General features: G+C 65.9%; 21 protein-coding genes. 11 read left to right on the top strand and 10 right to left on the bottom strand.

Annotation, left to right across the window (positions count from 1 at the left end):
* Positions 1–2 precede the first annotated feature (2 nt).
* The 4 genes from L0U83_RS00410 to L0U83_RS00395 all read right to left on the bottom strand — a co-directional run bounded on the left by L0U83_RS00410 (position 3) and on the right by L0U83_RS00395 (position 3,469).
* Entirely contained in the window at positions 3–1,409 is a 1,407-nt protein-coding gene (locus tag L0U83_RS00410; RefSeq protein ID WP_233878922.1) for an HdeD family acid-resistance protein, read from the bottom strand.
* Between the two features lie 199 nt (positions 1,410–1,608).
* Positions 1,609–1,737 carry an MFS transporter small subunit gene (locus tag L0U83_RS00405; RefSeq protein ID WP_233878921.1) on the bottom strand — a complete coding sequence of 43 codons (129 nt, stop codon included), beginning with the start codon at positions 1,735–1,737 and terminating at the stop codon, positions 1,609–1,611.
* A gap of 13 nt (positions 1,738–1,750) precedes the next feature.
* The gene (locus L0U83_RS00400) at positions 1,751–3,151 is read right to left on the bottom strand and encodes an L-lactate MFS transporter (protein WP_233878919.1); all 1,401 of its coding nucleotides are present in this window, start codon (positions 3,149–3,151) and stop codon (positions 1,751–1,753) included.
* Positions 3,152–3,271: 120 nt separating this feature from the next.
* Positions 3,272–3,469, bottom strand: coding sequence for a hypothetical protein (locus L0U83_RS00395; protein WP_233878918.1), 198 nt, complete (start codon positions 3,467–3,469; stop codon positions 3,272–3,274).
* 129 nt (positions 3,470–3,598) lie between these two features.
* On the opposite strand from L0U83_RS00395, the gene L0U83_RS00390 reads away from it, so the two are divergent.
* Positions 3,599–5,557 carry a DUF3857 domain-containing transglutaminase family protein gene (locus L0U83_RS00390; RefSeq protein WP_233878916.1) on the top strand — a complete coding sequence of 653 codons (1,959 nt, stop codon included), beginning with the start codon at positions 3,599–3,601 and terminating at the stop codon, positions 5,555–5,557.
* Positions 5,558–5,572: 15 nt separating this feature from the next.
* On the opposite strand, the gene L0U83_RS00385 is transcribed toward L0U83_RS00390, so the two are convergent.
* Together L0U83_RS00385 and L0U83_RS00380 are read right to left on the bottom strand one after the other, a co-directional pair.
* On the bottom strand, positions 5,573–6,634 hold the full coding sequence (locus L0U83_RS00385; protein ID WP_373321036.1) for a serine/threonine protein kinase: 1,062 nt from the start codon (positions 6,632–6,634) through the stop codon (positions 5,573–5,575).
* A gap of 144 nt (positions 6,635–6,778) precedes the next feature.
* A complete protein-coding gene (locus tag L0U83_RS00380; protein WP_233878910.1) occupies positions 6,779–6,991 on the bottom strand; it encodes a hypothetical protein in 213 nt (70 codons plus the stop codon).
* Between the two features lie 547 nt (positions 6,992–7,538).
* On the opposite strand from L0U83_RS00380, the gene L0U83_RS00375 reads away from it, so the two are divergent.
* The 5 genes from L0U83_RS00375 to L0U83_RS00355 all read left to right on the top strand — a co-directional run bounded on the left by L0U83_RS00375 (position 7,539) and on the right by L0U83_RS00355 (position 15,412).
* Entirely contained in the window at positions 7,539–10,721 is a 3,183-nt protein-coding gene (locus L0U83_RS00375; protein WP_233878908.1) for an efflux RND transporter permease subunit, read from the top strand.
* A 10-nt stretch (positions 10,722–10,731) separates the two neighbouring features.
* Complete coding sequence (locus L0U83_RS00370) at positions 10,732–11,976, top strand: efflux RND transporter periplasmic adaptor subunit (RefSeq protein WP_233878907.1); 1,245 nt, start codon at positions 10,732–10,734, stop codon at positions 11,974–11,976.
* Positions 11,973–13,538, top strand: coding sequence for an efflux transporter outer membrane subunit (locus tag L0U83_RS00365; RefSeq protein ID WP_373320937.1), 1,566 nt, complete (start codon positions 11,973–11,975; stop codon positions 13,536–13,538). The genes L0U83_RS00370 and L0U83_RS00365 overlap by 4 nt, the downstream gene beginning before the upstream one ends.
* A gap of 114 nt (positions 13,539–13,652) precedes the next feature.
* Positions 13,653–14,894 (top strand): MFS transporter, encoded by a 1,242-nt coding sequence (locus tag L0U83_RS00360; RefSeq protein WP_233878905.1) that lies wholly within the window; start codon positions 13,653–13,655, stop codon positions 14,892–14,894.
* Positions 14,895–15,226: 332 nt separating this feature from the next.
* The gene (locus L0U83_RS00355) at positions 15,227–15,412 is read left to right on the top strand and encodes a hypothetical protein (RefSeq protein WP_028203177.1); all 186 of its coding nucleotides are present in this window, start codon (positions 15,227–15,229) and stop codon (positions 15,410–15,412) included.
* A 142-nt stretch (positions 15,413–15,554) separates the two neighbouring features.
* Here the strand turns inward: L0U83_RS00355 and L0U83_RS00350 are convergent, their stop codons facing one another.
* Positions 15,555–16,592, bottom strand: coding sequence for a fatty acid desaturase (locus L0U83_RS00350; protein WP_233878903.1), 1,038 nt, complete (start codon positions 16,590–16,592; stop codon positions 15,555–15,557).
* A 158-nt stretch (positions 16,593–16,750) separates the two neighbouring features.
* Entirely contained in the window at positions 16,751–17,794 is a 1,044-nt protein-coding gene (gene mgrA / locus L0U83_RS00345; protein ID WP_201698296.1) for an L-glyceraldehyde 3-phosphate reductase, read from the bottom strand.
* A gap of 252 nt (positions 17,795–18,046) precedes the next feature.
* Here mgrA and L0U83_RS00340 point away from each other — a divergent pair, with 252 nt between their 5' ends.
* On the top strand, positions 18,047–18,253 hold the full coding sequence (locus L0U83_RS00340; RefSeq protein ID WP_028203179.1) for a DUF3185 family protein: 207 nt from the start codon (positions 18,047–18,049) through the stop codon (positions 18,251–18,253).
* 22 nt (positions 18,254–18,275) lie between these two features.
* Here the strand turns inward: L0U83_RS00340 and L0U83_RS00335 are convergent, their stop codons facing one another.
* Entirely contained in the window at positions 18,276–19,037 is a 762-nt protein-coding gene (locus tag L0U83_RS00335) for a phytanoyl-CoA dioxygenase family protein (RefSeq protein WP_233878901.1), read from the bottom strand.
* A gap of 516 nt (positions 19,038–19,553) precedes the next feature.
* On the opposite strand from L0U83_RS00335, the gene L0U83_RS00330 reads away from it, so the two are divergent.
* Positions 19,554–19,922, top strand: a complete 369-nt coding sequence (locus L0U83_RS00330; RefSeq protein WP_233878899.1) for a hypothetical protein — start codon at positions 19,554–19,556, stop codon at positions 19,920–19,922.
* 139 nt (positions 19,923–20,061) lie between these two features.
* Here L0U83_RS00330 and metK read toward each other — a convergent pair whose 3' ends face one another.
* Entirely contained in the window at positions 20,062–21,252 is a 1,191-nt protein-coding gene (gene metK, locus L0U83_RS00325; RefSeq protein WP_233878897.1) for a methionine adenosyltransferase, read from the bottom strand.
* Between the two features lie 251 nt (positions 21,253–21,503).
* On the opposite strand from metK, the gene L0U83_RS00320 reads away from it, so the two are divergent.
* The 3 genes from L0U83_RS00320 (at position 21,504) to L0U83_RS00310 (ending at position 24,129) form a co-directional block, all read left to right on the top strand.
* Positions 21,504–22,391 carry a lipid A biosynthesis lauroyl acyltransferase gene (locus tag L0U83_RS00320; protein WP_233878895.1) on the top strand — a complete coding sequence of 296 codons (888 nt, stop codon included), beginning with the start codon at positions 21,504–21,506 and terminating at the stop codon, positions 22,389–22,391.
* Positions 22,392–22,448: 57 nt separating this feature from the next.
* On the top strand, positions 22,449–23,315 hold the full coding sequence (gene dapF / locus L0U83_RS00315; RefSeq protein WP_233878893.1) for a diaminopimelate epimerase: 867 nt from the start codon (positions 22,449–22,451) through the stop codon (positions 23,313–23,315).
* Positions 23,316–23,445: 130 nt separating this feature from the next.
* Entirely contained in the window at positions 23,446–24,129 is a 684-nt protein-coding gene (locus tag L0U83_RS00310) for a DUF484 family protein (protein ID WP_233878890.1), read from the top strand.
* The last annotated feature ends 20 nt before the right edge of the window (positions 24,130–24,149 follow it).

The following is a 24,149-nucleotide window of genomic DNA, read 5'->3' as shown; positions in this document are numbered from 1 at the left end:
CTTCACGCGTGAGGCGAGCGCCCGTCGTGATCGGCCTCATGCTTGCGCTCGCGCTCGTGCCTGCGCTCCCGTCTTAGCATCGACGCGCGCAGCGATCTCAGCATGCGCGTCCATCCCGACGGACGCGGGTCCGCCAGCATGCTCAGCGCGCGCGCATAGTCGAGCGTGAGTCCAGGCGTCCACGCCATCGTCTGGCCGCGTTTGCGCACCTGTGCCGCCACCCAGAGCTCCGGCGTCATGAGCATGCGCGCGAACGCGAGCCACCCGTGGCCCCACACACGCGGCGTCGCGCCTTCCAGCGCAGCTTCCAGCGCGTGCGAAACCGTGCTCGAGCAATTGCGGTGCGTAAGGTTGTAGGTCGTATCCTCGCGATAGCGCTGCCAGAAGCTTTCCAGCCGAAGCGGATCGTAGTTCCTGATGCGCACCTGGCGCGTGGACGGACACCACGCCTTCGACTCCGTCACGTAGTCGGGCTGGAAGAGGCCCGGCACGTCGTTCTCGCGGGTCGCGCGCAGGGTGCGCGTGAATTCATCGGGAGAACGATCGATTTCCACGGCCGGATAGAGACTGATGTACACGCGCTCGGGCGATTCGAGCGCCGCGTGCCCCGTGGAAATCACACCATCGCGATCGACAGCGGCAATATAGCGGTCGATGAGCGGCTGGCGCCTCGCTTCGGACTTCGAAGTACCCACCGGCGTCCACACATGGACGGTGAGTGCACGCTCTTGCGGCTCGGGTGGCCCATCGAACACGGTTTGCGCGAGCTTCGGACCTGCGCCCTTTGCCGAATTCGCCGCGCCCACCGCGCTCGCCACGAGCGCAGCCGCGCCGCCCTGCGCCGCCGCCGGATTCACGGCGAGCTGGCGCGCGCGCAAGGCGAGCAGCAGCAGGTTCCAGCCCGTGAACATCAGAATGAGCCCGAGGCAGTACGGCACGGTGCCCTTGTAGTGCGTGGGATAAGGCTGGTAGAGAAATATGGCGATGGCGATCTGCAGCACGCCGCCCGCCACCGCAAGACCCCACGTGCGATAGCGCACGACCCAGGCCGAGGCGATCTGCAGCAGGCCATCGGCGAGAAAGAGCGTGGCGAACACCATCGAAATGATGAACGACGCGTGCCGGTAGCCCGAGAGCACGAGCACCGCCGTCATGCAAAAACCGAAACCCTTCACGTAACGCAGCGTGCGCTGGCCGCCCATGCCGGTCCATGCCACCGCGAGCGTGGCGAGACCTTCGATCAGCAGCAACCAGGCGAACGGTGCGATATGGAAATACAGCACGCCGTCCAGCGCGTCGATGAATAGCGCCGCGCCCACAAAGGCACTCACCACGCCGGCGGCCATCACGCCGCGCCATCGCTCGCGCAGATACTCCACGCCCAGCAGGATCATCATGATCCGCACCATCGCCCTTCTCCGGCAGCCGCGTACGAGAACGCATCGTACTGCGGCGCGGCGCGGGTTTGCCATGAACGTGCGCGGGGCGCGCGGCCTACATCGCTTGCCGCGCGCCCCAAAAAAACTGCGGGCCGTGACTCGCGTCGGCGGCCCGCAGCACGGGGTTTCTCTCGGGGCGGCGCGCGCCGCCCCGCTTCCCTTCACGGCATCAGCCGAACAGCTTCATCGCCTGCGTGAGCGTGTTGGTCACGCCCCACACGAGCGGCACCAGCACGTAGAGCCAGAAGATCGCCATCAGCGCCTTGTTCGACGACTTCGGGGCAGCTTGAGTAGACATTGCGCGTTCCTCCTTATTTACCGGCGGCGAGTTGCGTCTCGCTCATATGGTGCTTTGCGTCCACGCGGCGCACGACCAGATTGCAGATGAAGCCGATCACGAGCAGCGAAGCCATGATGTGCACGGTCATCGTGTACGCGTCGGCCTTCGCCACGCCGTGCGCGACCTGATAGGCGCGCACGTAGTTCACGAGCACCGGGCCCGCCACGCCAGCCGCGGCCCATGCGGTCAGCAAACGGCCGTGAATGCCGCCCACGAACGCCGTGCCGAACATGTCAGCGAGATACGCGGGCACGGTCGAGAAGCCACCGCCGTACATCGAGAGAATCAAGCAGAACGCGAGCACGAAGAACACGATGTTGCCGCTCTGCGCGAACTGCGGCACCGCGTAGTAGAGCACCGCGCCGAACACGAAGAAAATGAAGTAGGTGTTCTTGCGCCCCACCCAGTCGGAAGCCGAAGCCCACACGAAGCGCCCGCCCATGTTGAAAAGCGAGAGCAGGCCGACGAAGCCCGCCGCCGCGCCGGCGCTCACGGTGTCCTTGAAGCTTTCCTGAATCATGACCGAGGCCTGGCCGAGAATGCCGATACCCGCCGTCACGTTGAGGAACAGCACGAGCCAGATCAGGTAGAACTGCGGCGTCTTGAGCGCCTGGTCGATATGCACGTGCTGGTTCGACACGAGCTTCTTCGCCACGACAGGCGGCGTCCAGCCCGCGGGCTTCCAGTCGGGTGCGGGCACGCGGATGGTGAGTGCGCCAATCGACATCGAGATGAAGTACGCAATGCCGAGCACTACGAAGGTCTCGGCGACGCCCACGCTCGTGTCGCTCGCGAAGAACTTCATCAGCTTGACCGAGAGGGGCGCGGCGATCATCGCGCCGCCGCCGAAGCCCATGATCGCGAGGCCCGTTGCCATGCCGCGGCGGTCGGGGAACCAGCGGATCAGCGTCGAAACCGGCGAGACGTAGCCGAGCCCGAGGCCGATGCCGCCGATCACGCCGTAGCCGAGATAGAGCAGCGCGATCTGGTGCAGATACACGCCTAGCGCGGAAACGAGGAAACCGCCGCCAAAGCAGCATGCGGCGGTAAACATCGTGCGGCGCGGGCCCACACGTTCGAGCCACTTGCCGCCAAAGGCGGCGGAAAGCCCGAGAAACACGATGGCCAGCGAGAAAATCCAGCCAAGCGTGGTGAGCGACCAGTCGTCGGACGCGGACTGCGTAATGCCGATCACCTTCGTGAGCGGCGCGTTGAACACGGAAAACGCGTAGGCCTGGCCGATGCACAGATGCACGGCCAGCGCCGCGGGCGGCACCATCCAGCGCGAAAAGCCCGGCGGGGCGACGGTCGCCTCTTTGGAAAAGAAAGGTGCGCTTTGCGCACCGCGCGTCGAATCTGCAACGCTGCTCATGGGATCTCCCGAATCGACCAGAGGTTGAGAGAGGGGTGAACGCTCGCTCTGGTCCCATCCAAAATGGCTGTTGGTAGGCGTGGTCTTTCGTGCTCTTTTGTGCGCAAACGCACAGAACACTTATTTGCCGCTTGACGGCTGCACGAACCTTAGTCCCCAGACGCTGCCTTGGCAATATGAGGTAAACATACATATGCCATTCGGCGGCCGCGCGCCGTCACGCTCGATCGATTGTTGCGCGCGCAGCAAACTGGCAGCAGCGCCGTAGGTCGCCAGGAAGAACCACGCCAGCGGGCGCTTCATGGCGCGGCCCAGCATTTAGACTCAATGCTCGATACAGGAACTCCTGCGGGCTGTGTGCGGGCCATCCGCTTGACAAGCGGGTTGCATGACTTTTAAGTGGCAGAAGTAGCGCCCATCCGCGACCCTACACCTGCCGAGCCCCCCATGCGCCTCGCTCTCGCTCTTTGCCTAACCGTGCTCGGCCCCGCCACGGGAACCTTCGCCGCCGACCTGCGCCCGGGCGTGGCGCAGCTCATACCCGTGCCCCTCGAAGCGAGCGCGCTGAATCCGGCAGGCAGCGCCGCGCAGGCGCCCTACACCAACGAATCGGAAACGCAGACCTTCACCGTCCATGCGGACGGCTCGTACACCAAGCTCGACTCGCTCACGCTGCGCGTGAACACAGAGGCCGGTATTGCGCGCGCGGGCCAGTATTACGTGTGGTTCAACCGCGAGATGGCCCATGTGGACGTGCTCGAAGCGTGGACCGAGGACGCCCGGGGCGGCCGTCACGACGTGCGCCCCGAGCAGATCCGCGACGTGCAGGAAGTGCGCTCGTTCGATGCCCCGATGTTCCAGGACGTGCAGGACAAGGTGATCGTGTTCCCGGCCGTCGAGCCTGGCGCGCGCGTGCATCTCACGTGGCGCAAGGTCCAGCGCGTGCCGCTCGTGCCCGGTTGGTTCAGCGACTTCACGCCGCCGGACCTCGCGCCCACGCACAACTTCCGCGTGATCTACGACCTGCCCGCGAAAGTGCCGCTCTACGCCGACGCGCGCGGCTTCACCGTGCTGCCGCCCGCCACGGCGAACGGCCGCACGCGTTATGAGTATCGCTACGACAAGTCGCTTTTCCAGCGCCTCGAATATGGCTCGGTGGCCTACGTGAGCTACGGCGACCGGCTGATGGTGTCCACCTTCCCCGATTACGCGGCCTTCGCGAAGGTCTATCGCGAGGCGGCCGCCGATCCAACCGTACGCGACCCGGCCATCGTGCATCTCGCGCAGACGCTCACGGCCCACGACGACACGCCGCGCGCGAAAGCGCAAACGCTCTACGATTGGGTGCGCCGCAACATCCGCTACGTCGCGATGAATATCGGGCGCGGTGAAATCGTGCCGCACAGCGCAACCGACGTGCTCGCGAACCGCTATGGCGACTGCAAGGACCACGTCGCGCTCTACGGCGCGCTGCTCGACGCCGTGGGCGTGCGCAGCACGCCTGCGCTCGTGAACAGCGGCACGGTCTACACGCTGCCGAGTGTGCCCGGCTTCGGCGTGATCAATCACGTCATCACCTGGCTGCCCGATCTGCAGATGTTCGCGGACTCCACCGCGAGCAACGTCGAGTTCGGCTACTTGCCGTCGACGGATATGGACCGCGAGGCCGTGCTCGCCGGCGACGGCACGCTGGTCCGCACGCCCGCCACGGCCTCGACCACGCGCGAGAGCGATCTCGACATCACGGTCGCGCCCGACGGCTCCGCGCGCTTCATCTACCGCTTGCAGGCAGAGGGCTGGTCCGCCGAACAGACCCGCAGCGCGCTGCGCCTGCAAACGCCCGCACAGCGCGAGGAATCGCTGCAATGGGAGCTGCGCAACGCCAACCTGCGCGGCAACGCCACGCTCGCCTCCAGCCCGCTCGACGCGACGGCGGGCCCGCTCGTGCTCACGCTCACGGGCACCTTCGACGGTTTCGTCGACCCGGAGATGACCACGCCCGTGCCCACGCTCACGAGCTTCGTGGGCGGACTCGACGCGAATCTGCGCTACTGGCTTGGCGAACCGCGGCGCACGCAGCCCTTCATGTGCCGCAACGTGGTGATGACCGAGCGCGCGCGCATCGTGCTGCCGCCGGGCATGCGCGTGCTCGACGTGCCCATGCCGCAGCACGCCGATAACCGTTTGATCGATTTCAGTTCACAGTACGCGCTTGACGCTCAGGAGAACGTGCTGCGCGTCACGCGTACGGGCCAAACGCATTTCGAGAGCGACGTATGCAGCGCAGATGATTTCGCACAGATGCGCCCCGCGTTCGAGACGATGGCGCGCGACCTGCGCGCGCAATTGATCGTCAAGCCGTCTGCGCAGGGCGCCGCGCCGGATATGCCGGCGAGCGCGCAGTGAGCCCGCGCGCGACGTTCACACGGGCCAGAGCGGCCCTTCCTGCATCGCGCCGATCTGCTCGCGCAGTTCGAGAATGCGTTCTTCCCAGTAACGCTGCGTGTTGAACCACGGGAAGGCGGCCGGAAACGCGGGATCGTGCCAGCGGCGCGCGAGCCACGCCGAGTAGTGAATGAGGCGCAGCGTGCGCAGCGCTTCGACGAGATGCAACTCGCGCGGCTCGAATTCGCAGAAGTCCTCATAACCGGCGAGCAAATCCGCCATCGCACGCGAGGCGCCCGCGCGATCGCCGGGCAGCAGCAGCCACAAATCCTGGATAGCGGGACCCATGCGGCTGTCGTCGAAGTCCACGAAATGCGGGCCGGCGTCGGTCCAGAGCACGTTGCTCGGATGGCAGTCGCCGTGCAGACGCAGCGAACGCACATCGCCTGCACGCTCGAATGCCGCCTCCACGCCTTCGAGCGCGAGCGTCACCACGGTCTGCCACGCTTCGCGCACGTCGGAGGGCACGAAGGCATGTTCGAGCAGATACGTGCGCGGCTCGTAGCCATAGGTCTGGATGTCGAGCGTGGGGCGGGCCTGGTACGGCTCGGTCGCGCCCACGGCGTGAATGCGGCCGATGAAACGGCCCAGCCATTCGAGCGTGTCGCTGCGGTCGAGATCAGGCGCGCGGCCGCCACGGCGCTCGAAAAGCGAGAAGCGAAACCCGTCGAACTCGTGCAGCGTGCGCCCTTCGAGGGTGAGCGCGGGCACAACTGGAATCTCGCGCGCGGCGAGTTCGGCGACGAAGGCGTGCTCTTCGAGTATCGCCTCGCCGCTCCAGCGCTCGGGGCGATAGAACTTGGCGATGAGCGGCGGGCCGTCTTCCACGCCCACCTGGTACACGCGATTCTCGTAACTGTTGAGCGCGAGCATTCGGCCATCCGTGCGGCGGTTGGCCGGAATCAGCACGCCATCGACGGCGTCGAGCACGCATTCGGGCGTCAGGCGCGCGTACGGCGCGGCTTGCTGCTCGCTGGAATCGCCGGGACCGTAAGGCTCGCCCGGGATAAAAGAAGGATCGTCATTCATACCCGCAATTGTGCCTCTTGCGGGCAGCGCCTGCGAGCGCGGCGTATTCACGACGACACGACAGGCACGAGGAACACGACGAACACAAACGCACGGCGCGCAACGCTGCGACGAGACGCGGCACGCCTCGTCAACGTGTCACAGGGCCCAGGCTCAGTGGATCTGCGTGCCGGCGGGCATGACGTGCTCGCCCGTATCGATCAGATCTTCGAGAAAAAAGGGCTCGGTGTTGAGCTGCGCCGACGAGCCAGGCTCCCCGGCATACCAGGTCACCATCGCCATGTCGCCGAGAATGCGCATCACGATGCCGCGCGCGCCCTGTGGCACGGCGATATGAACGGTACGGACAATAGAACCGATTTGCATGATGTTTCCCCGTTACCTCGCTACCTTCGCCGGCTCCCTCGAAGGAAGACCGGTCGGCATGCTGACAAAAAAACCGATGCGCACCAACCGTTGTGCGCGCATCCAAACGTGCCCCGGGCGACCCGCTCTTTGCGCGCGCTCACGCACGGCCCGACCCTTGGCATCCCCATTGTTGCTTGTTTGAGCGCATGAGCAAAGCGAAAAAATAGGGGGGTGTATCAAAGGCGTCGTGCAGATACCGCCTTTCGCCGTCACAACCGCGCCCTGCCTCGTTCACACAACTTACGAAAGCCTGACTGTAACAGATGGTAAACCCCATTCTCCGCGCCCTTGCTAGGGCAGTCCCTGGAAAAGTACGCTGATGCATGGTGACTGGCGCTATAGTCCTGTCCCAACCGTGCACCACAAAGGCCCGGCGCAGCACAGGCAAAGACCTTACGCACGCCATAATAGCCGGCCACGATACCGATAACCTAAACGCTCGCCATCGCGGCCAGACCAGCCGCGCGAGCCACACTCCGCCACCAGCGAAGGAACCTGCCGTTCCATGTGGATCGTTCGACTCGCGCTCAAGCGCCCGTACACGTTCGTCGTGCTCGCGTTGCTGCTCTTGATCGTCGGACCGCTGACGATTCTGCGCACGCCCACGGACATCTTTCCGAACATCGACATCCCGGTGCTCTCGGTGATCTGGACCTACACGGGCCTGCCCGCCGACGAAATGGAAAAGCGCATCGTGCTCAACTACGAGCGCGGCCTTTCCGTGGCGGTGAACGATATCGAGCACACCGAATCGACGTCGCTCAACGGCATCGCGGTCGTGAAGATCTTCTTCCAGCCGCATGCCAATATCCAGGAAGCGCTCGCCGAAGTCACCGCGCTGTCGCAGGCGCAGCTGCGCTCGCTGCCGCCGGGCATCCAGCCGCCGTTCATCCTGCGCTACAACGCCTCGACGGTGCCGATCCTGCGCCTGTCGCTCTCCTCGCCGCAGCTCACCGAGCAGGAGTTGTTCGACTACGGCAACAACTTCCTGAAAACGCAGCTCGCCACCGTGCCGGGCGCCTCCGCCCCGCTGCCCTATGGCGGCAAGCAGCGGCAGATCATGGTCGACATCAACCAGCGCGCGCTGCAGCAGCACAATCTCTCGCCCATGGACGTGGTGAACGCCATCAGCGCGCAGAACCTGATCCTGCCCTCGGGCACGGCGAAAATAGGCGCCACCGAATATTCGGTGACGATGAACGCAAGCCCCGACAGCTTAGCGGGCTTGAACGACATTCCCGTGAAAACCACGGAAAGCGGCACGATCTACATCCGCGACGTGGCGCACGTGCGCGATGGCTACGTGCCGCAAACCAACATCGTGCGCGTGGACGGTCAGCGCGCCTCGCTCCTCACCATCAACAAGAGCGGCAACACGTCCACGCTCGAAATCGTCGATCGCATCAAGGAGATGATGCCGACGCTGCGCAATCTCGTGCCGCCATCGCTCAATATCGATCCGGTCGCGGACCAGTCTCTCTTCGTGCGCGCCTCGGTGCAGGGCGTGCTGCGCGAAGCGCTCATCGCCGCGGCGCTCACGGCGCTCATGATTCTGCTGTTTCTCGGCAACTGGCGCGCCACGCTCATCATCGCGATCTCGATTCCGCTTTCGATGATCACCTCGGTCATCGTGCTCGCGGCGCTCGGCGAGACGATCAACATCATGACGCTCGGCGGGCTCGCGCTCGCGGTGGGTATTCTCGTTGACGACGCAACGGTCGCCATTGAGAACATCAGCCAGCAACTGGAGCAAGGCAAGACGCTGGAACAGTCGATTCTCGACGGCGCGCAGCAGATCGCGATTCCCACGCTCGTCTCCACGCTCTCCATCTGCATCGTGTTCGTGCCGATGTTCCTGCTCACGGGCGTGGCGCACTACCTCTTCATCCCGCTCGCGGAAGCCGTGGTGTTCGCGATGCTGGCCTCGTACTTCTTCTCGCGTACGCTCGTGCCCACGCTCGCGAAGTACCTGATGCGCCATCATCACAAGGCCGCCGACCTGCATCACGTGCATGGCGCGACGCGCAATCCGTTCATGCGCGTGCATCTCGCGTTCGAGCGCGGCTTCGAGGGGCTGCGCGAGCGCTATCGCGTGTTTCTCGCGGCGCGCGTGAAGCATCCCGTGTGGTTCGTCGTGGCGTTTCTCGCCTGCTGTGGCGCGTCGCTGCTGCTCATGCCGTTCCTCGGGCGCGACTTCTTTCCGCAAGTCGATGCAGGCACCATCGCGCTGCACGTGCGCGCGAAAACCGGCATGCGTGTGGAGGAAACCGCCGTGCTCGTCGATCGTATCGACAAGCGCGTGCGCACGCTGATTCCGCCGGACGAGCTGCATTCGATCATCGACAACATCGGCCTGCCGGTTTCGGGCATCAACCTCTCGTACAGCAACACGGGCACCATCGGCACCTCGGACGCCGACGTGCTGATCTCGCTGAACGAGGATCACCACGCCACCGCCGGTTACGTGCGCCTGCTGCGCCGCACGCTCAACGACGAGTTCCCGGGCGTGCAGTTCGCCTTCCTGCCCGCCGACATCGTGAGCCAGACGCTGAACTTCGGCATGCCGTCGCCCATCGACGTGCAGATCGTGGGCCGCGACGTGGCCGGCAACCGCGCGTTCGCGGCGAAGCTGCTGTCGCGCTTGCGCGGCGTGCCCGGCTTCGTCGACGCGCGCATCCAGCAACCCTCCGACCTGCCGCGCATCTTCATCGACGTCGACCGCACGCGCGCGCAGCAGGCGGGCTTCACGCAGAAGGATGTGGCAAGCGATCTGCTCATCACGCTCTCGGGCAGCCAGCAGACTACACCCACGTTCTGGCTCAATCCGATCAACGGCGTGAGCTACAACGTCGTGACCGAAGCCCCGCAATACACGATCGATTCGCTGCAGTCGCTCGCCAACATTCCGCTCACCGCGAACGGCCGCAGCAATATCCTCGGCTCGCTCGCGAGCATGCAGCGCGTATCGGGCGACGCGGTCGTCACGCACTACAACGCGCAGACCACCATCGACATCTACGGCACCGCCGACGGGCGCGACCTGGGCGCCGTTTCCGACGACATCGCGAAGATCATCGACCAGACGCGCAGCGAACTGCCGAAGACATCGAGCATCCAGCTACGCGGCCAGGTGCAGACGATGAACGATTCGTTCTCCGGACTGTTCGGTGGTCTCATCTTCGCGATCGTGCTCGTATATCTGCTGATCGTCGTGAACTTCCAGTCGTGGCTCGATCCGTTCATCATCATCACCGCGTTGCCGGGCGCGCTCGCAGGCATCGTCTGGATGCTGTTCCTCACGCACACCACGCTTTCCATTCCCGCGCTCACGGGCGCGATCATGTGTATCGGCATTGCCACGGCGAACTCCATTCTCGTCATCAGCTTCGCGCGCGAGCAGTTGCGACTGCACGGCGACGCGGCGCGCGCCGCGATCGAAGCGGGCTACACGCGTTTTCGCCCGGTGCTCATGACAGCGCTCGCCATGGTGATCGGCATGGTGCCGATGGCCATCGGCCTTGGCGAAGGCGGCGAGCAGAACGCGCCGCTCGGGCGCGCCGTGATCGGCGGCCTCGCGGTGGGCACGCTCGCCACGCTGATCTTCGTACCCGTGGTGTTCTCGCTCATCTACCGCAAGCTCGGCGAGCGCCGCCAGCGCGCCAGTGAAAACGTGGTGCCCAAATCATGAATACCCTGTCATGACGAATCATTCGCAAACGCCCCCGCCGCAAGAGCCGCATCGCCCACATCAATCGCGGCGCTGGCCCCTCGTGCTCGCCGCGCTCGTCGTGATCGGGCTCGCCGCGCAGGGCATCTGGTCGCGCCACAGCGCGCATGCGGCGCTCGAACGCGATGCGAAAACCGCGAGCACGCTTTCCGTGCAGGTGGTCACGCCGCAGCGCTCAACACGCGCGCTCGACCTCGTGTTGCCCGGCAACGTACAGGCGTTTCTCGACACGCCGATCTACGCGCGAACGAACGGTTATCTGCGCAAGTGGTACTTCGACATCGGCGCGCACGTGAAGGCGGGCCAGTTGCTCGCCGAAATCGACGCGCCCGAAGTGGATGACCAGTTGCGTGCCGCGCGCGCCGATCTCGCCAATGCCGAAGCCAATTACGCGCTCGCGAAAACCACCGCCGACCGCTGGACGCAGATGCTGCAAACGCGCTCGGTGGCCAAACAGGACACCGACGAAAAAGTCGGCGACATGCTCGCGAAGAAGGCCACGCTCGATTCCGCGCGCTTCAACGTCTCGCGGCTCTCGCAACTGCAGTCGTACGAACGCGTGACGGCGCCCTTCGACGGCATCGTCACCGCACGCAACGTGGACGTGGGCGCGCTCATCGACGCGGGCAACGGCGGCACCTCGCAGAAGGAACTGTTCCATCTCGCGCAGGCCGACCGGCTGCGCGTGTATGCGAACGTGCCGCAGGCTTACGCGCAGCAGATCCGCGTGCAGCAGCATGCGTACCTCACGCTCAACGAGGAGCAGGGCAAGCACTTTCCAGGCATCGTCGCGCGCACGGCGGGCGCGGTCGATGCGCAGCAACGCACGATGCTCGTGGAAGTCGACGTGGACAACCGCAGCGGCGAGTTGCTGCCCGGCGCTTATGCGCAGGTCCACTTCGCGCTCGACGGCTCGGCCACGCCGATGACGCTGCCCGGCAACGCCTTCCTGTTCCGCCCGGACGGCGTGAAGGTGGCGACCGTCGATGCGCAAAACCGCGTGAAGCTCGTCAAGGTCACGCTCGGCACCGACTTCGGCACGCGCGTCGCGGTGGCGGCGGGGCTTACGGGCGATGAGCGCGTGATCGTCAATCCGCAGGACGCGATCGTCGACGGTACGCCGGTGCGCATCGTGCAGCCGCACGGCGAGCATGAGGCAGGTGCGGCACATGGCGCGAGCGGTGCGAGCAATTCCGCGCAAACGCAGGGCGAATGATGGAGCACGCACGCGTTCGACTTCTCACGTTGGCCATGCTTGGGGCGCTCGGCGCCTGCACGGTCGGCCCCGACTACGTGCGCCCGGCCATGCCCGTGGCCGCGACGTTCAAGGAACTCGAAGGCACGGGCTGGACGATTGCGCAGCCCGCGGACCACGCGTCGCGCGGCGCGTGGTGGACGATCTACGAGGACCCCACGCTCGACGCACTCGAAGCCCAGGTCGAGAGCGCGAACCAGAACGTGCAGGCCGCACAGGCGCACTTTCGCGCGGCGCGCGCGAACGTCGCGCAGCAGCGTTCGAGCTTTTTTCCGCTCGTGACGGCGAGCGGCGACTATTCACGCTACCGCACCTCGCAGAACGTCCTGTTCACGTCGAAGGCCGGTCAAACGATCAACGATTACGCCGTCGGCATCGACGCGACATGGGAACCCGATATCTGGGGCCGCGTCGCGCGCAACGTCGAGGCCGCCCGCGCGAATGCGCAGGCGAGCGCCGCCGACATGCAGGCCGTGCTGCTCTCCATGCAGGCCGAACTCGCGACCGACTACTTCGAGCTGCGCGGCATCGACCGCGAACGGCAGTTGCTCGACGACACGATCAAGGCCTATCGCGAATCGCTCGAACTGACGCAGCATCGCTACGCGGGCGGCATCGCCACCGACGCGGATGTGGGCCAGGCGCAAACGCAGTTGCAGACCACCGAGGCGCAAGCGATCGATCTCGGCGTGCAGCGCGCGCAGCTCGAACATGCCATTGCGATTCTCATCGGGCAGTCGCCTTCCACGTTCACGCTCGCAGCCGCGCCTAAGGAGGCCTACACGGTGCGCGCGATCGCGAGCCCGCCAGGCGTGCCCTCCACGCTGCTCGAACGACGCCCCGACATCGCCGCTGCCGAGCGCCGCATGGCCGCCGCGAATGCGCAAGTGGGCGTGGCGACGGCGGCGTTCTTCCCGAGCCTCATACTTGCCGTCACGGGCGGCCTGGAGGCGACCAACTTCAGCCAGTGGCTCGTCGCGCCCGCGCGCTTCTGGTCGCTCGGACCGACGCTCGCGGGCACGCTGATCGACTTCGGCGGGCGCGAGGCGGTGCGCAACGAAGCGCGCGCCCAGTACGACGAGAACGTGGCGCAGTACCGCCAAACGGTGCTCGACGCCTTCGGCGACGTCGAAGACAACCTCGCGGCGCTGCGCGTGCTGGAGCAGGAGGCGGCGGCCCAGGACCGCGCGGTGGACGCCGCGCAGCGCACGCTCGTCACGATCAACAATCGCTATCTCAGCGGCGCGATTACGTACCTCGACGTGGTCGTCGCGCAAACCACGGCGCTCACCAACGAACGCCAGGCCGTGGCGATCTCGCGCCGGCGCATGGCAGCGAGCGTCGCGCTCGTGAAGGCGCTGGGCGGCGGCTGGAGCGCGGCGGATTTGCCGAGCGATGCGGCACTCGCCCACCCGGACGACGCGCAAAAAGCGCAGCCCGCCAGCGGGCCACAAGGCGCTTCGGCGAGCGAGCCGAGCGCGGCTCGCAGCGCGCAGCCGGGTACGTCGCGGGCACCGGGCTAAAGCGGCCACGCGGTTAAGCCTGGCAGCGCCGGGCACCCGGCCTGCGGCGCTCGACAACGCCGTTCGCCCAACAGGCGTATCGTTGCGCCTTTGCAATTTGCTGGAGATCGAGCCGTGACTGCATCACCGGGCGCCCCGCGCAATTCCGCGCCCTCCGCCGTTCCGTACATCGAACGCGGCACCCCCGAATTCTGGCGTGCGAGCCTCGCGCTGCTGTTCGCCGGCTACGCCACCTTTTCGCTTCTCTACTGCGTGCAGCCGCTCCTGCCCGCGTTCTCCGAAACCTTCGGCGTGAGCCCCGCGCAGAGCAGCCTTTCGCTCTCGTTCACCACGGCGGCGCTCGCCATCGCGATCTTCGTCGCCGGCTTCGTCTCTGAAGGCTGGAGCCGGCGCGGCATGATGACCGCGTCACTGTGCGCCTCGTCGCTGCTCACGCTCGCCACCGCCTTCGTGCCGCACTGGCATCAGTTGCTCGTGCTGCGCACGCTCCAGGGCATCGCGCTGGGCGGCGTGCCCGCCGTGGCCATGGCCTGGCTCGCCGAGGAAATGCACCCGGACGGCCTCGGCCTTTCGATGGGCCTTTACGTGGGCGGCACGGCCATCGGCGGCATGGCCGGGCGCGTGATCACGGGCATCGTCACCGACCTGTTCGGCTGGCGCGCGGCAGTCGCCGTGATCGGCGTGCTCGGGCTTGCCTCCATGTTCGCGTTCCGCTCACTCCTGCCGCCCTCGCGCCACTTCGTGCCGAAAAGCGGCCTGGGTTTCGCGCATCACCGCGCGGCGCTATTGCGCCATTTCGCGCGGCCGGGACTGCCCATGCTGTTCGCCATGGGCTTCGTGCTGATGGGCAGCTTCGTCACGCTCTACAACTACATCGGCTACCGGCTGATCGCGCCGCCTTATCACATGAGCCAAGCGGCGATCGGCGCGATTTTCCTCGTCTACCTGACCGGCGTGGTCGCTTCGCCGTGGTCGGGCCGCATGGCCGACACCTTCGGGCGCGGTCGCGTGCTGATCGCCAGTCTCGCGCTGATGCTCACGGGCGTCGTGCTCACGCTGTTCGCGCCGCTCACTGCCATTGCGGCGGGCATCGCCTGCTTGACGATTGGTTTCTTCGCTGGGCATGCGGTGGCGAGCGGCTGGGTCGGACGGCTCGCGCGCGAAGCGAAGGGCCAGGCCGCTGCGCTTTACCTGCTGGCCTACTACCTCGGCTCGAGCGTGATGGGTTCAATCGGCGGGCACTTCTGGACTGCGGCAGGCTGGGGCGGCGTGGCCGGCCTCGTGATCGTGCTGCTGGTCGCGGGGCTCGCGCTGGCGCTCAAGCTGCGAGCGCGCGAGCGCGCTGGAGCCGCCTGAGCCGCGATATCGCCCGGCGCGGCACGCAGCGTGCGCACTTGTATTCTTGTGCGCCGCGCGCTGCTGCAACCGAAAGGCGTCCGTAATATTCTGACGACTCGCGATTTGAGCCCTGCGCGCATCGCACCGACGCGGAACTCCCCCTCAGGCGGGCTTTTGCGGCGCGGCATGCGCTTCAGGGGGAGCCTCACGGCGCACACGCGTGCCGCTACGCTCGCCGCCCTCACCTATACTCGATTTCAGGCCCGGGGCCGCAGCATCATGCCGTTGGCATGACGACGAGAACGACAACCGTTGCGAGCCTTCGTCGCCCATACGATAAGGAGACGAGCATGGAAGGTTATTTCACGATCGGCGATTTCGTGATGATCATCCCGATGGCCCTCGCTGGCGCGCTCTTTCTTGGCGCGGTGCCGTGCGCGACGGAATTCAGACACAACACGCTGCGCGTGATCGGCGCGCTGATCGGTGTGCTCGCGGCCGTTGCGCTTGTCGAGACGCTGCCAGCGCTGATGTAGCGCACGATTCCCGTCCACTTCGCACGCACGGCGGCTCGCGATGAGTCGATGCGCGCCGGCGCCGAAGTGACGAAGCCGCATCCTCGCCGCACAACACGCAGCGGCACGCGCGCACGCGCGCCATTCGCTCGCACCATCCTTCTTAGCCGGGATCGACGCCCGGCTGCAATCCCTTGAACTGACGCAACGCGGCGGCGAGATAGCCCGCTCGCGACGCCATGCCTGCGGCCTCTTCGGCGTGCGCGAGTGCGGGCAGCGCCGTCCACGGCAGCGTCGGATGCAGATGATGCTGGCGATGCAGATGATGATTCATCAGCAGCACGCCCAGAGCGCGCGGCACGCGAAAGTCCCGCGCGCGGCCCGGTTCGTCGAGCGCGACCCCGTAGTGCGGCAGGTTATCGGCTACCGATAGCCACAGTCCTCGCAGGTACATGGCCGCGAGCAGCACAGGCCAGGCCTTGCCGTACAGCACGAACGAAGCTGCGTAAAGCGCGAGCGAGGCGAGCCAGTCGCGCCGCGCGCGGCGGCGCCTCACGGGATCAGCGGCATGGTTGGCGAAGAGCCGCTGCACCTGCACGCCTTCGCGGCCGTGCGCGCCCACGCCGCGCGCAATGATGGCGCGTGCGAGCCGCACAGGCATGAAAGCCAGCAGCGGCAGCAGTAGTTCGGCCAGGTACAGGCCGCCCATCAGCCGCGCGTAATACGAAACACGACGACGCCAGCGCGAGCCGCTCGCGACGTGCATGTCGTGCACATCGGGCCGGTCGAACGGCTCGCGCGTGAAGCGGTGATGCATCAGGTGTCCGAAACGTACGGCGTCGAACGGCATCGCCAGACCGATCGCCAGCGCGCGGGCGAGCCACTCGTTCGCGCGCCGGTCGCGCGCGAGTTGCCCGTGTATGCCTTCGTGGATGAGCCCCCAGTGGATCGGCGTGGCCAGCACGACGGGCGCAAGCGTTGCCAGCAGGGCGAGCATCGGGCCGCCTGCCGCGTCCAGCAAAAGCGGCAAGCCGATGAGTTCGTAGCACAGCGCCGTGAACGCAAAGGCGATCAGCGCGGCATTCGTGCGGGCCGCCGTTGCGGGCTGCGGCGGCCGCATCGCACGTTCGGGCCGCCCGGCGGGTTCGGCGCGCGTGGCGGGAGGGGAAAGCGCTTCGGATTCGGCGCTCAAGGACTCCATGGTGATTCCTCGCAGCAAAGGCAGCCGCGACGTTAGCAGGGCCACATGACAAAGCGAAGAACGGCGCGCCGTGTGGCCGCGGGACGCAGTTGCCCGATCATTCGCGCATAAAAAAACCGCCTCGCGAGGAGGCGGTTCTTCGTGCCGTGAAGCGTGGCTCAGACGCGCTGATCGGTCGACGGCTTCTCCCACAGGTTCACGCCGCCTTCAGTCGCATAGCGGTCGATCTCCGCGAGTTCTTCCTTCGAAAACTCCAGATTCTTCAACGCCGCGACGTTCTCGCGCACCTGCTCCGCGCGGCTCGCGCCGATCAGGGCCGAGGTCACGCGGCCGCCACGCAGCGTCCAGGCGATCGCCATCTGCGCGAGGCTCTGGCCGCGGCGCAGCGCGAGGTCGTTGAGCTTGCGCACGTGCTCGATGTTCTGCGCGCTCAGGTGCTCGCTCTTGAGCGAGCCGCCGCCCGGGCGGTTCACGCGTGCGTCTTCGGGCACGCCGTTCAGGTATTTGTTCGTGAGCACACCCTGCGCGAGCGGCGTGAACGCGATGCTGCCCGTGCCCAGGTCCTCGAGCGTGTCGAGCAGTTCTTCCTCGACCCAGCGGTTGAGCATGTTGTACGACGGCTGGTGAATCAGCAGCGGCACCTTGTATTCGGCGAGCAGCCTGGCCATCTCGCGCGTCTTGGCCGGCGAATACGACGAGATGCCGACATACAGCGCCTTGCCCTGCTGCACGGCCGTGGCCAGCGCACCCGCCGTTTCCTCGAGCGGCGTTTCCACGTCGAAGCGATGCGAATAGAAGATGTCGACGTAGTCGAGGCCCATGCGCTGCAGGCTCTGGTCGAGGCTCGCGAGCACGTACTTGCGCGAGCCGCCGCCCTGGCCGTACGGGCCCGGCCACATGTCCCAGCCCGCCTTCGACGAGATCAGCAGCTCGTCGCGGTACGGACGGAAATCATCCTTGAAGATGCGCCCGAAGTTCGTTTCGGCGCTGCCGTACGGCGGGCCGTAGTTGTTCGCGAGGTCGAAGTGCGTGATGCCGAGATCGAACGCGGTGCGCAGGATGTCGCGCTGGGTCGAGATCGGCGTGGTATCGCCGAAGTTGTGCCACAGACCGAGCGACAGTGCGGGCAGCTTGAGCCCCGACTTGCCGCAAAAGCGGTACTGCATGTCCGAATAGCGTTCTGAGGCTGCTTCGTAAGCCATGGTGATCCTCGGCGAAAACGGGTAGTGAGCGAATGGATGGGTGCGGGCGCGCTGCGGGGCGCGCCGCTCGCGTGAGGCAGCTATGTTAGCCAATCCGTCCAAGCCGTGCAGATGCCCACTATGCGGGAAAGGCGATGAAAGGCGATGCACGGAGAATGAGCGCGCGCGTCAGGCCACTGTCAAAACCGCACCCTGGACGCGCCACGGCCACTCGCCTACACTGCGGCGTCCATCCTTTGCGAGAGGTTGTTCATGGCCAAAGCGATTTCGATCGCGCTCATCGCCTGCGGCGTCGTCCTGTTGTACTTCGGCGGCCAGTCGCTCCATTCGTTCGCGAACGACATGTCGCGCCTCTTCACCGGCGCGCCCACCGACCGCACGATCCTCTTGATTGGGGGCGGCATCGCCGCGACGCTCGCGGGCATCACCGGACTGGCGATGTCGGGGCGCCGGCGCTAAGCAAACGCAACGCAGCGCCGGCTCAGAACTTCACCTCGGGCTTCGACGCCGAGCGCGTGCCCGGCAGCGGCACGTTGCTCGCGCCGTGATACGTGTACACGAGCGAAAACTTCACCTGATCGCTCTGGTTCTGCCCCGCCGAATGCAGCGTGTTGCAGTGGAAGAAGACCACATCGCCAGCGGCGAGCGTCGGGGCGATCGCGCGGTCGATCCACGCCTTGTTCTCCGGCAGGTCGGCGCGGAAGAATTTCGCGGAGTCGAAACGATCCGAGGTGAACGGCGCGTCGTGCGAGCCCGGCACGAACCACAGGCCGCCGTTTTCCATCTTCTCCGGCCCGAGCGCGAGCCAGACCGAAACGAGGTCGTCGCGCTCGAACGACCAGTAGCGCACGTCGCGGTGCCAGCCCGTGAGGCTGCCGTAGTGCGGGTGCTTCGTCATCATGCAGTTGTGATGCGCGCGCGACAGGACCGGCTCTTCGCCGAAATACAACTCCATCCACCCCGCGATTTCCGGCGACGTGGCCCATTCGCGATACAGCGCGTGGCGCGAGTAGGCGTCGAGCAGGCGCCGCACCGTATGGCCGCCGGGGGCGTCCTTCGATTCGGGCGCGCCGGGGTAGCGCAAGTCGGCTTCGAATTCGAGCGGCGCGGCGGCCTCGTGCAACTGCTCCTGCGCCACCCGCTTGATCGCCTCGCAGCGCTCGGGCGAGACGAGCCCCGGCACGACCACGAAGCCGCGCTCGCGCAGCGCCTGTACCTGTTCTTTCTTTGAATGGACTGACATGGGACTTCCGTTAAGCGATCTCGATGCGAGCCAGGGCCGCAGCCTGCGTTCGTGGTTTCGCTAAACGACAAGGCTGAGGCGCCAACGCTTCGATTGTAAAGCGTGCTGGCACGGCGGGAAGGACCACGCGGTCACACGACGTGGCTCCATGCGCGGCGCCGATCGAACCGCACGCGAATGGCGCGCGCGCACCGCGATGAGGACAAAGGGTGGGATCGTATGCATCAAAGACGCGCAGGGCCGGGTATTAACCGACTTTCTGCGGTCACGATTCGCGTGTAGCCTGTCGCGCATGTTGTTTTACTTCGCCGAATTCTCATCGCACGGACGGATCGCCGTGAACGCCTTGCCGCACAAGGCGCTCCAACAGAAGAATCCGTCGCGTCGCGTCCCACGCCGCGCCATGCGGCCCGTCTCCCGTCCACCCAGACCGTGATGCCCTGGAAGACAGGCACGTTTGCTGCTCGATGCAAAGCGTCGCGCAAGGCGCACCTCGAACCCGATTGCTCAACCGCCATGCCTACCCTCTTCGATACTCAACGCATGACCCACGCCGCCCATACCGCCCTGAAAGCGGCACGCCCCGCCCGCCGTCATCTGGTGCGCGCACTGCGCCACCATGCCGCGCGCACCCGCGCGCTCGCACAACAGGTGCGCGAGACGAAGCCCGTCGACAGCATGCGCACCTGGTTCCACTCGTTCTTCGCCGTGCTGCGCATGCGCTCGGGCACGCGCCACTTCTCGCTGCGCACGCTGCTCTATCGTCCGAACGCGCCGCTGCGCACGCTCGCCGCGCCCGCCACGGTTCATGTGGCGCGCAGCACGCGCAAGCCGCGCCGCATGGGCGCGAGCAGCACGGGCTGGTTCGGCTTCGCGATGCGCTAAGGCCCGCGCGCGACCCACGCCGCGCAGTCCGCAGAAAACAAAAACCCCGCACGGGCTTGCGCCCTGCGGGGTTTTTCTTTGCATCGCTTCGCGCTAACCGGCGTTGCCACCGGCCAGCGCAATACGAGCTTGCGAACGCTTACGCGATGGCTGCGCTCACCGGCTCCGTGCCAGCGGCCTCGGCCAGTGCGAGCGCGCGGTCGGTCGCTTCCCACGAGAATTCCGGCTCTTCGCGGCCGAAGTGGCCATAAGCGGCGGTCTTTTCGTAGATCGGGCGCAGCAGGTCGAGCATCTGGATGATGCCCTTCGGACGCAGATCGAAGTGCTCACGCACGAGCTTCGTGATGGTCGCGTCCGAAACCTTGCCGGTGCCGAACGTGTTGACCATGACCGAAGTCGGTTCAGCCACACCGATCGCGTACGAAACCTGGATCAGGCAGCGCGACGCGAGGCCAGCGGCCACGATGTTCTTTGCGACGTAACGGCCTGCGTAAGCAGCCGAACGGTCCACCTTCGACGGATCCTTGCCCGAGAACGCGCCGCCGCCGTGCGGGGCGGCGCCGCCGTACGTGTCGACGATGATCTTGCGGCCCGTGAGACCGCAATCGCCCTGCGGGCCGCCGATGACGAAGCGGCCGGTCGGGTTCACGAGGAACTTGATGTCGCCCTTGATCAGCTCGGCCGGCAGCACCGGCTTGATGACTTCCTCGATCACGGCTTCGCGCAGTGTGCCGAGGTCGATGTCCGGCGAGTGCTGCGTGGAGAGCACGACGGTGTCGATGGCGTGCGGCTTGCCGTCGACGTAGCGGATCGTGACCTGCGACTTCGCGTCCGGACGCAGCCAGGGCAGACGGCCGTCGCGGCGAAGATTCGACTGGCGCTCGACCAGACGGTGCGAAAGGTGGATCGGCAGCGGCATCAGCTCGGGCGTTTCGTCGCACGCATAGCCGAACATCAGACCTTGGTCACCTGCACCCTGGTCGAGGTTGTTGTCGTGCGCGCGATCCACGCCCTGGGCGATATCCGGCGACTGCTTGTCGTAAGCGACGAGCACCGCGCAGCCGCGGTAGTCGATGCCGTAGTCAGTGTTGTCGTAACCGATGCGCTTGATCGTGTCGCGCGCGACCTGGATGTAGTCGACGTTGGCCGTCGTGGTGATTTCACCGGCGAGCACGACGAGACCCGTGTTGCACAGCGTTTCCGCTGCAACGCGCGAGTATTTGTCTTGCGTGAGGATGGCGTCGAGGATCGCGTCCGAGATCTGGTCGGCGACCTTGTCCGGGTGGCCTTCGGAGACGGATTCGGAGGTAAAGAAATAGTCGTTTGCCACGTGTCAGGCTCCTTGTAGCTGGTGACGGTTGAGTTCACGTAGCCAGCTTCGGGAGCTTTGAAGCGGCGACGCTTTAGCGGAATTGCTGCCCGGTTGCCGTGCATCACGGTCATCCGGCTTCGCCCCGCAAGTTGTCTATTAACTCGGCGAAGCCCTTATTATAGCGACTTCCTTAAATTGTCGCAGAGTCTCCCCCGCGTGCCGTTCATCGCCCTCTCCACTGTTCGCAAGCCTTACCGCGGAGTCGCCGCATGCTAGGCAAACTCGGCTCCCGTTTCGCCATCGGCTTGCTCAAACTGTTCGCGATCCTGCCCTATGGCTTCGTCGCGCGCCTGGGCGACGGCCTCGGTTGGCTGCTCTACAAAATCCCGAGCCGCCGCAAGCGCGTCGTTCATACGAATCTGCGCCTGTGCTTTCCCGAGTGGAGCGACGAAAAGCGCGAGGAAGTCGCGGGGCTGCACTTCCGTCACGCCATTCGCAGCTACATGGAGCGCAGCGTGCAATGGTTCGCCTCGGCGAAGAAACTCGAACAGATCGTCGAACTCGACAGCGAGATCGATCTCACCGATCCGAACCTGCCGCCCACGCTCTTCCTCGGCTTGCATTTCGTGGGCATCGAGGCGGGTTCCATGTTCCTCAATTACTCGCTGCACCGGCCCTGCGGCTCGCTCTACCAGCCGTTCTCGAACCCCGAGTTCGAAGCCGCGGCCAAGGCGGGACGCAGCCGTTTCGGCGCGGAAATGGTGAGCCGCGCGGACAGCGCGCGCGCTGTGCTGCGCTGGCTGCGCGACAAAAAGCCCGTGATGCTCGGCGCCGATATGGACTACGGCATGCGCAATTCCACGTTCGTGCCCTTCTTTGGCGTGCCGGCGTGCACGCTCACGGCGGTCGGGCGTCTGGCGAAGGTGGGTCATGCGCAGGTCGTACCGTTCATCGGCGAGGTGTTGCCCAATTACAAGGGTTATCGGCTGAAAGTGTTCAAACCTTGGGAAAATTATCCGACCGGCGACGACGATCTCGACGCGCGCCGCATGAACGCTTTCCTCGAAGAACAGATTCCGCGCATTCCTGAGCAGTATTACTGGGTCCACAAGCGCTTCAAGACGCGGCCGCCGGGCGAACCCAGCGTCTACAACTGAGCGTTGCGCACCCGTCGAGGCCCGGGTTTTCGCCCGGGCCTCGCTTACAATGACGGCATGAAACTCAAATTCACCAAGATGCACGGCGCGGGCAACGACTTCGTCGTGCTCGACGGCTACAGCCAGGACCTCGCGCTCACGCCCGAGCGCGTGCGCGCGCTCGCCGACCGCCACTTCGGCATCGGCGCGGACCAGTTGCTGCTGGTCGAGAAGCCGACCGTGGAAGGCGTGGACTTCCGTTATCGCATCTTCAATTGCGACGGCGGCGAGGTCGAGCACTGCGGCAACGGCGCGCGCTGCTTCGTGAAATTCGTGCGCGACCGCAAGCTCACCAGTTCGAACCGCGTGCGCGTGCAAGTGCAGAAGGGCACGATCACGCTCGTCGTGCAGGAAAACGGTGAAGTCGTCGTCGACATGGGCCGCCCCGAGTTCGAACCCGCGCACGTGCCGTTCAACGCGAACGGCCTTGAAGGCCGCCGCGAAGGCAACGACACGCTGTGGCCGCTCGATGTGAACGGCGCACGGCATTGGGTGTCGGTCGTCTCGATGGGCAACCCGCACGCGGTGCAAGTCGTCGAAGACGTCGAAGCGTACCCGGTGAAGGCAGAAGGCGCAGTCGTCGAAACGCATGCGCGCTTCCCGAACAAAGTGAATGCCGGTTTCATGGAGATCGTTTCGCGCAACGAAGTGAAGCTGCGCGTATTCGAGCGCGGCGCAGGCGAAACGCTCGCGTGCGGCACGGGCGCGTGCGCGGCCGTGTCGGCGGGCATTCGCCGCGGGCTGCTCGACACGCCCGTGAAGGTGCATACGCATGGCGGCGTGCTGACCATCGCATGGGACGGCGCGCGCGACGAATCCGCCGCGCTCACCATGGCGGGTCCGGCCACCACGGTGTTCGAAGGCGAGATCGAGCTGGCCGACTAGCTCGCGCACTTCGCCCCGATGCGGGCCTTGCGGCGCGCGCAACGAGAGAACGTCGCGCCGCACGAAAACTCAAACGCATGACAGACTGCGCGCCGCCGTGCGCGCCTTACAACTACAACGCGTCCACAACATGAACGATCGCGAAGTTGCCGACTATCTGCTCGCCCACCCCGATTTTTTCGTTGAGCACGCCGAACTGCTCGCGACGATCAAGCTGGGCAATCCGCACGGCAAGGCTGCCGTCTCGCTGCAGGAGCGCCAGATGGAAATGCTGCGCGAGAAGAACAAGCATCTGGAGCGCCGTCTTTCGGAACTGCTGCGCTACGGCCACGAGAACGATTCGATCGCCGCGAAGTTCAACCGCTGGACCACGCGCATGATCGCGGAGCGCGATCCGCACGCGCTGCCGCGCTCCATCACGCAGAATCTGCGCGACGTGTTCGACATGCCGCAGGCCGCGCTGCGCGTGTGGGACGTGGCCGATGCCTACGGCCAGGCCGATTTCGCGCGCCAGACCGGCGAGGAGGTGCGCATCTTCGCGAACAGTCTCGACACGCCGTACTGCGGCGCGAACACCGGCTTCGAGGCCGCGCAATGGCTCGACTCGAGCGACGGCGCCGCCGAATCGGTCGCGATCATCGCGCTGCGCGCGCCCGCCGTGGCCTCCAACGACGCGCCACAAGGTGAAGCCTTCGGCCTGCTGGTGATGGGCTCGCCCGACCCGCGCCGCTTCCACGAAGGCATGGCCACCGACTTTCTCACGCAGATCGGCGCACTCGCGAGCGCGGCGCTCTCGCGCCTGCTGCCGCACTGACGCTCACCCAGGCCGCCACC

The sequence above is a fragment of the Paraburkholderia flagellata genome (assembly GCF_021390645.1).
GTDB classification, from domain to species: domain Bacteria; phylum Pseudomonadota; class Gammaproteobacteria; order Burkholderiales; family Burkholderiaceae; genus Paraburkholderia; species Paraburkholderia flagellata.
Note: the sequence above shows the minus strand (reverse complement) of the source record. Positions and strands in the feature narration are given on the sequence as shown.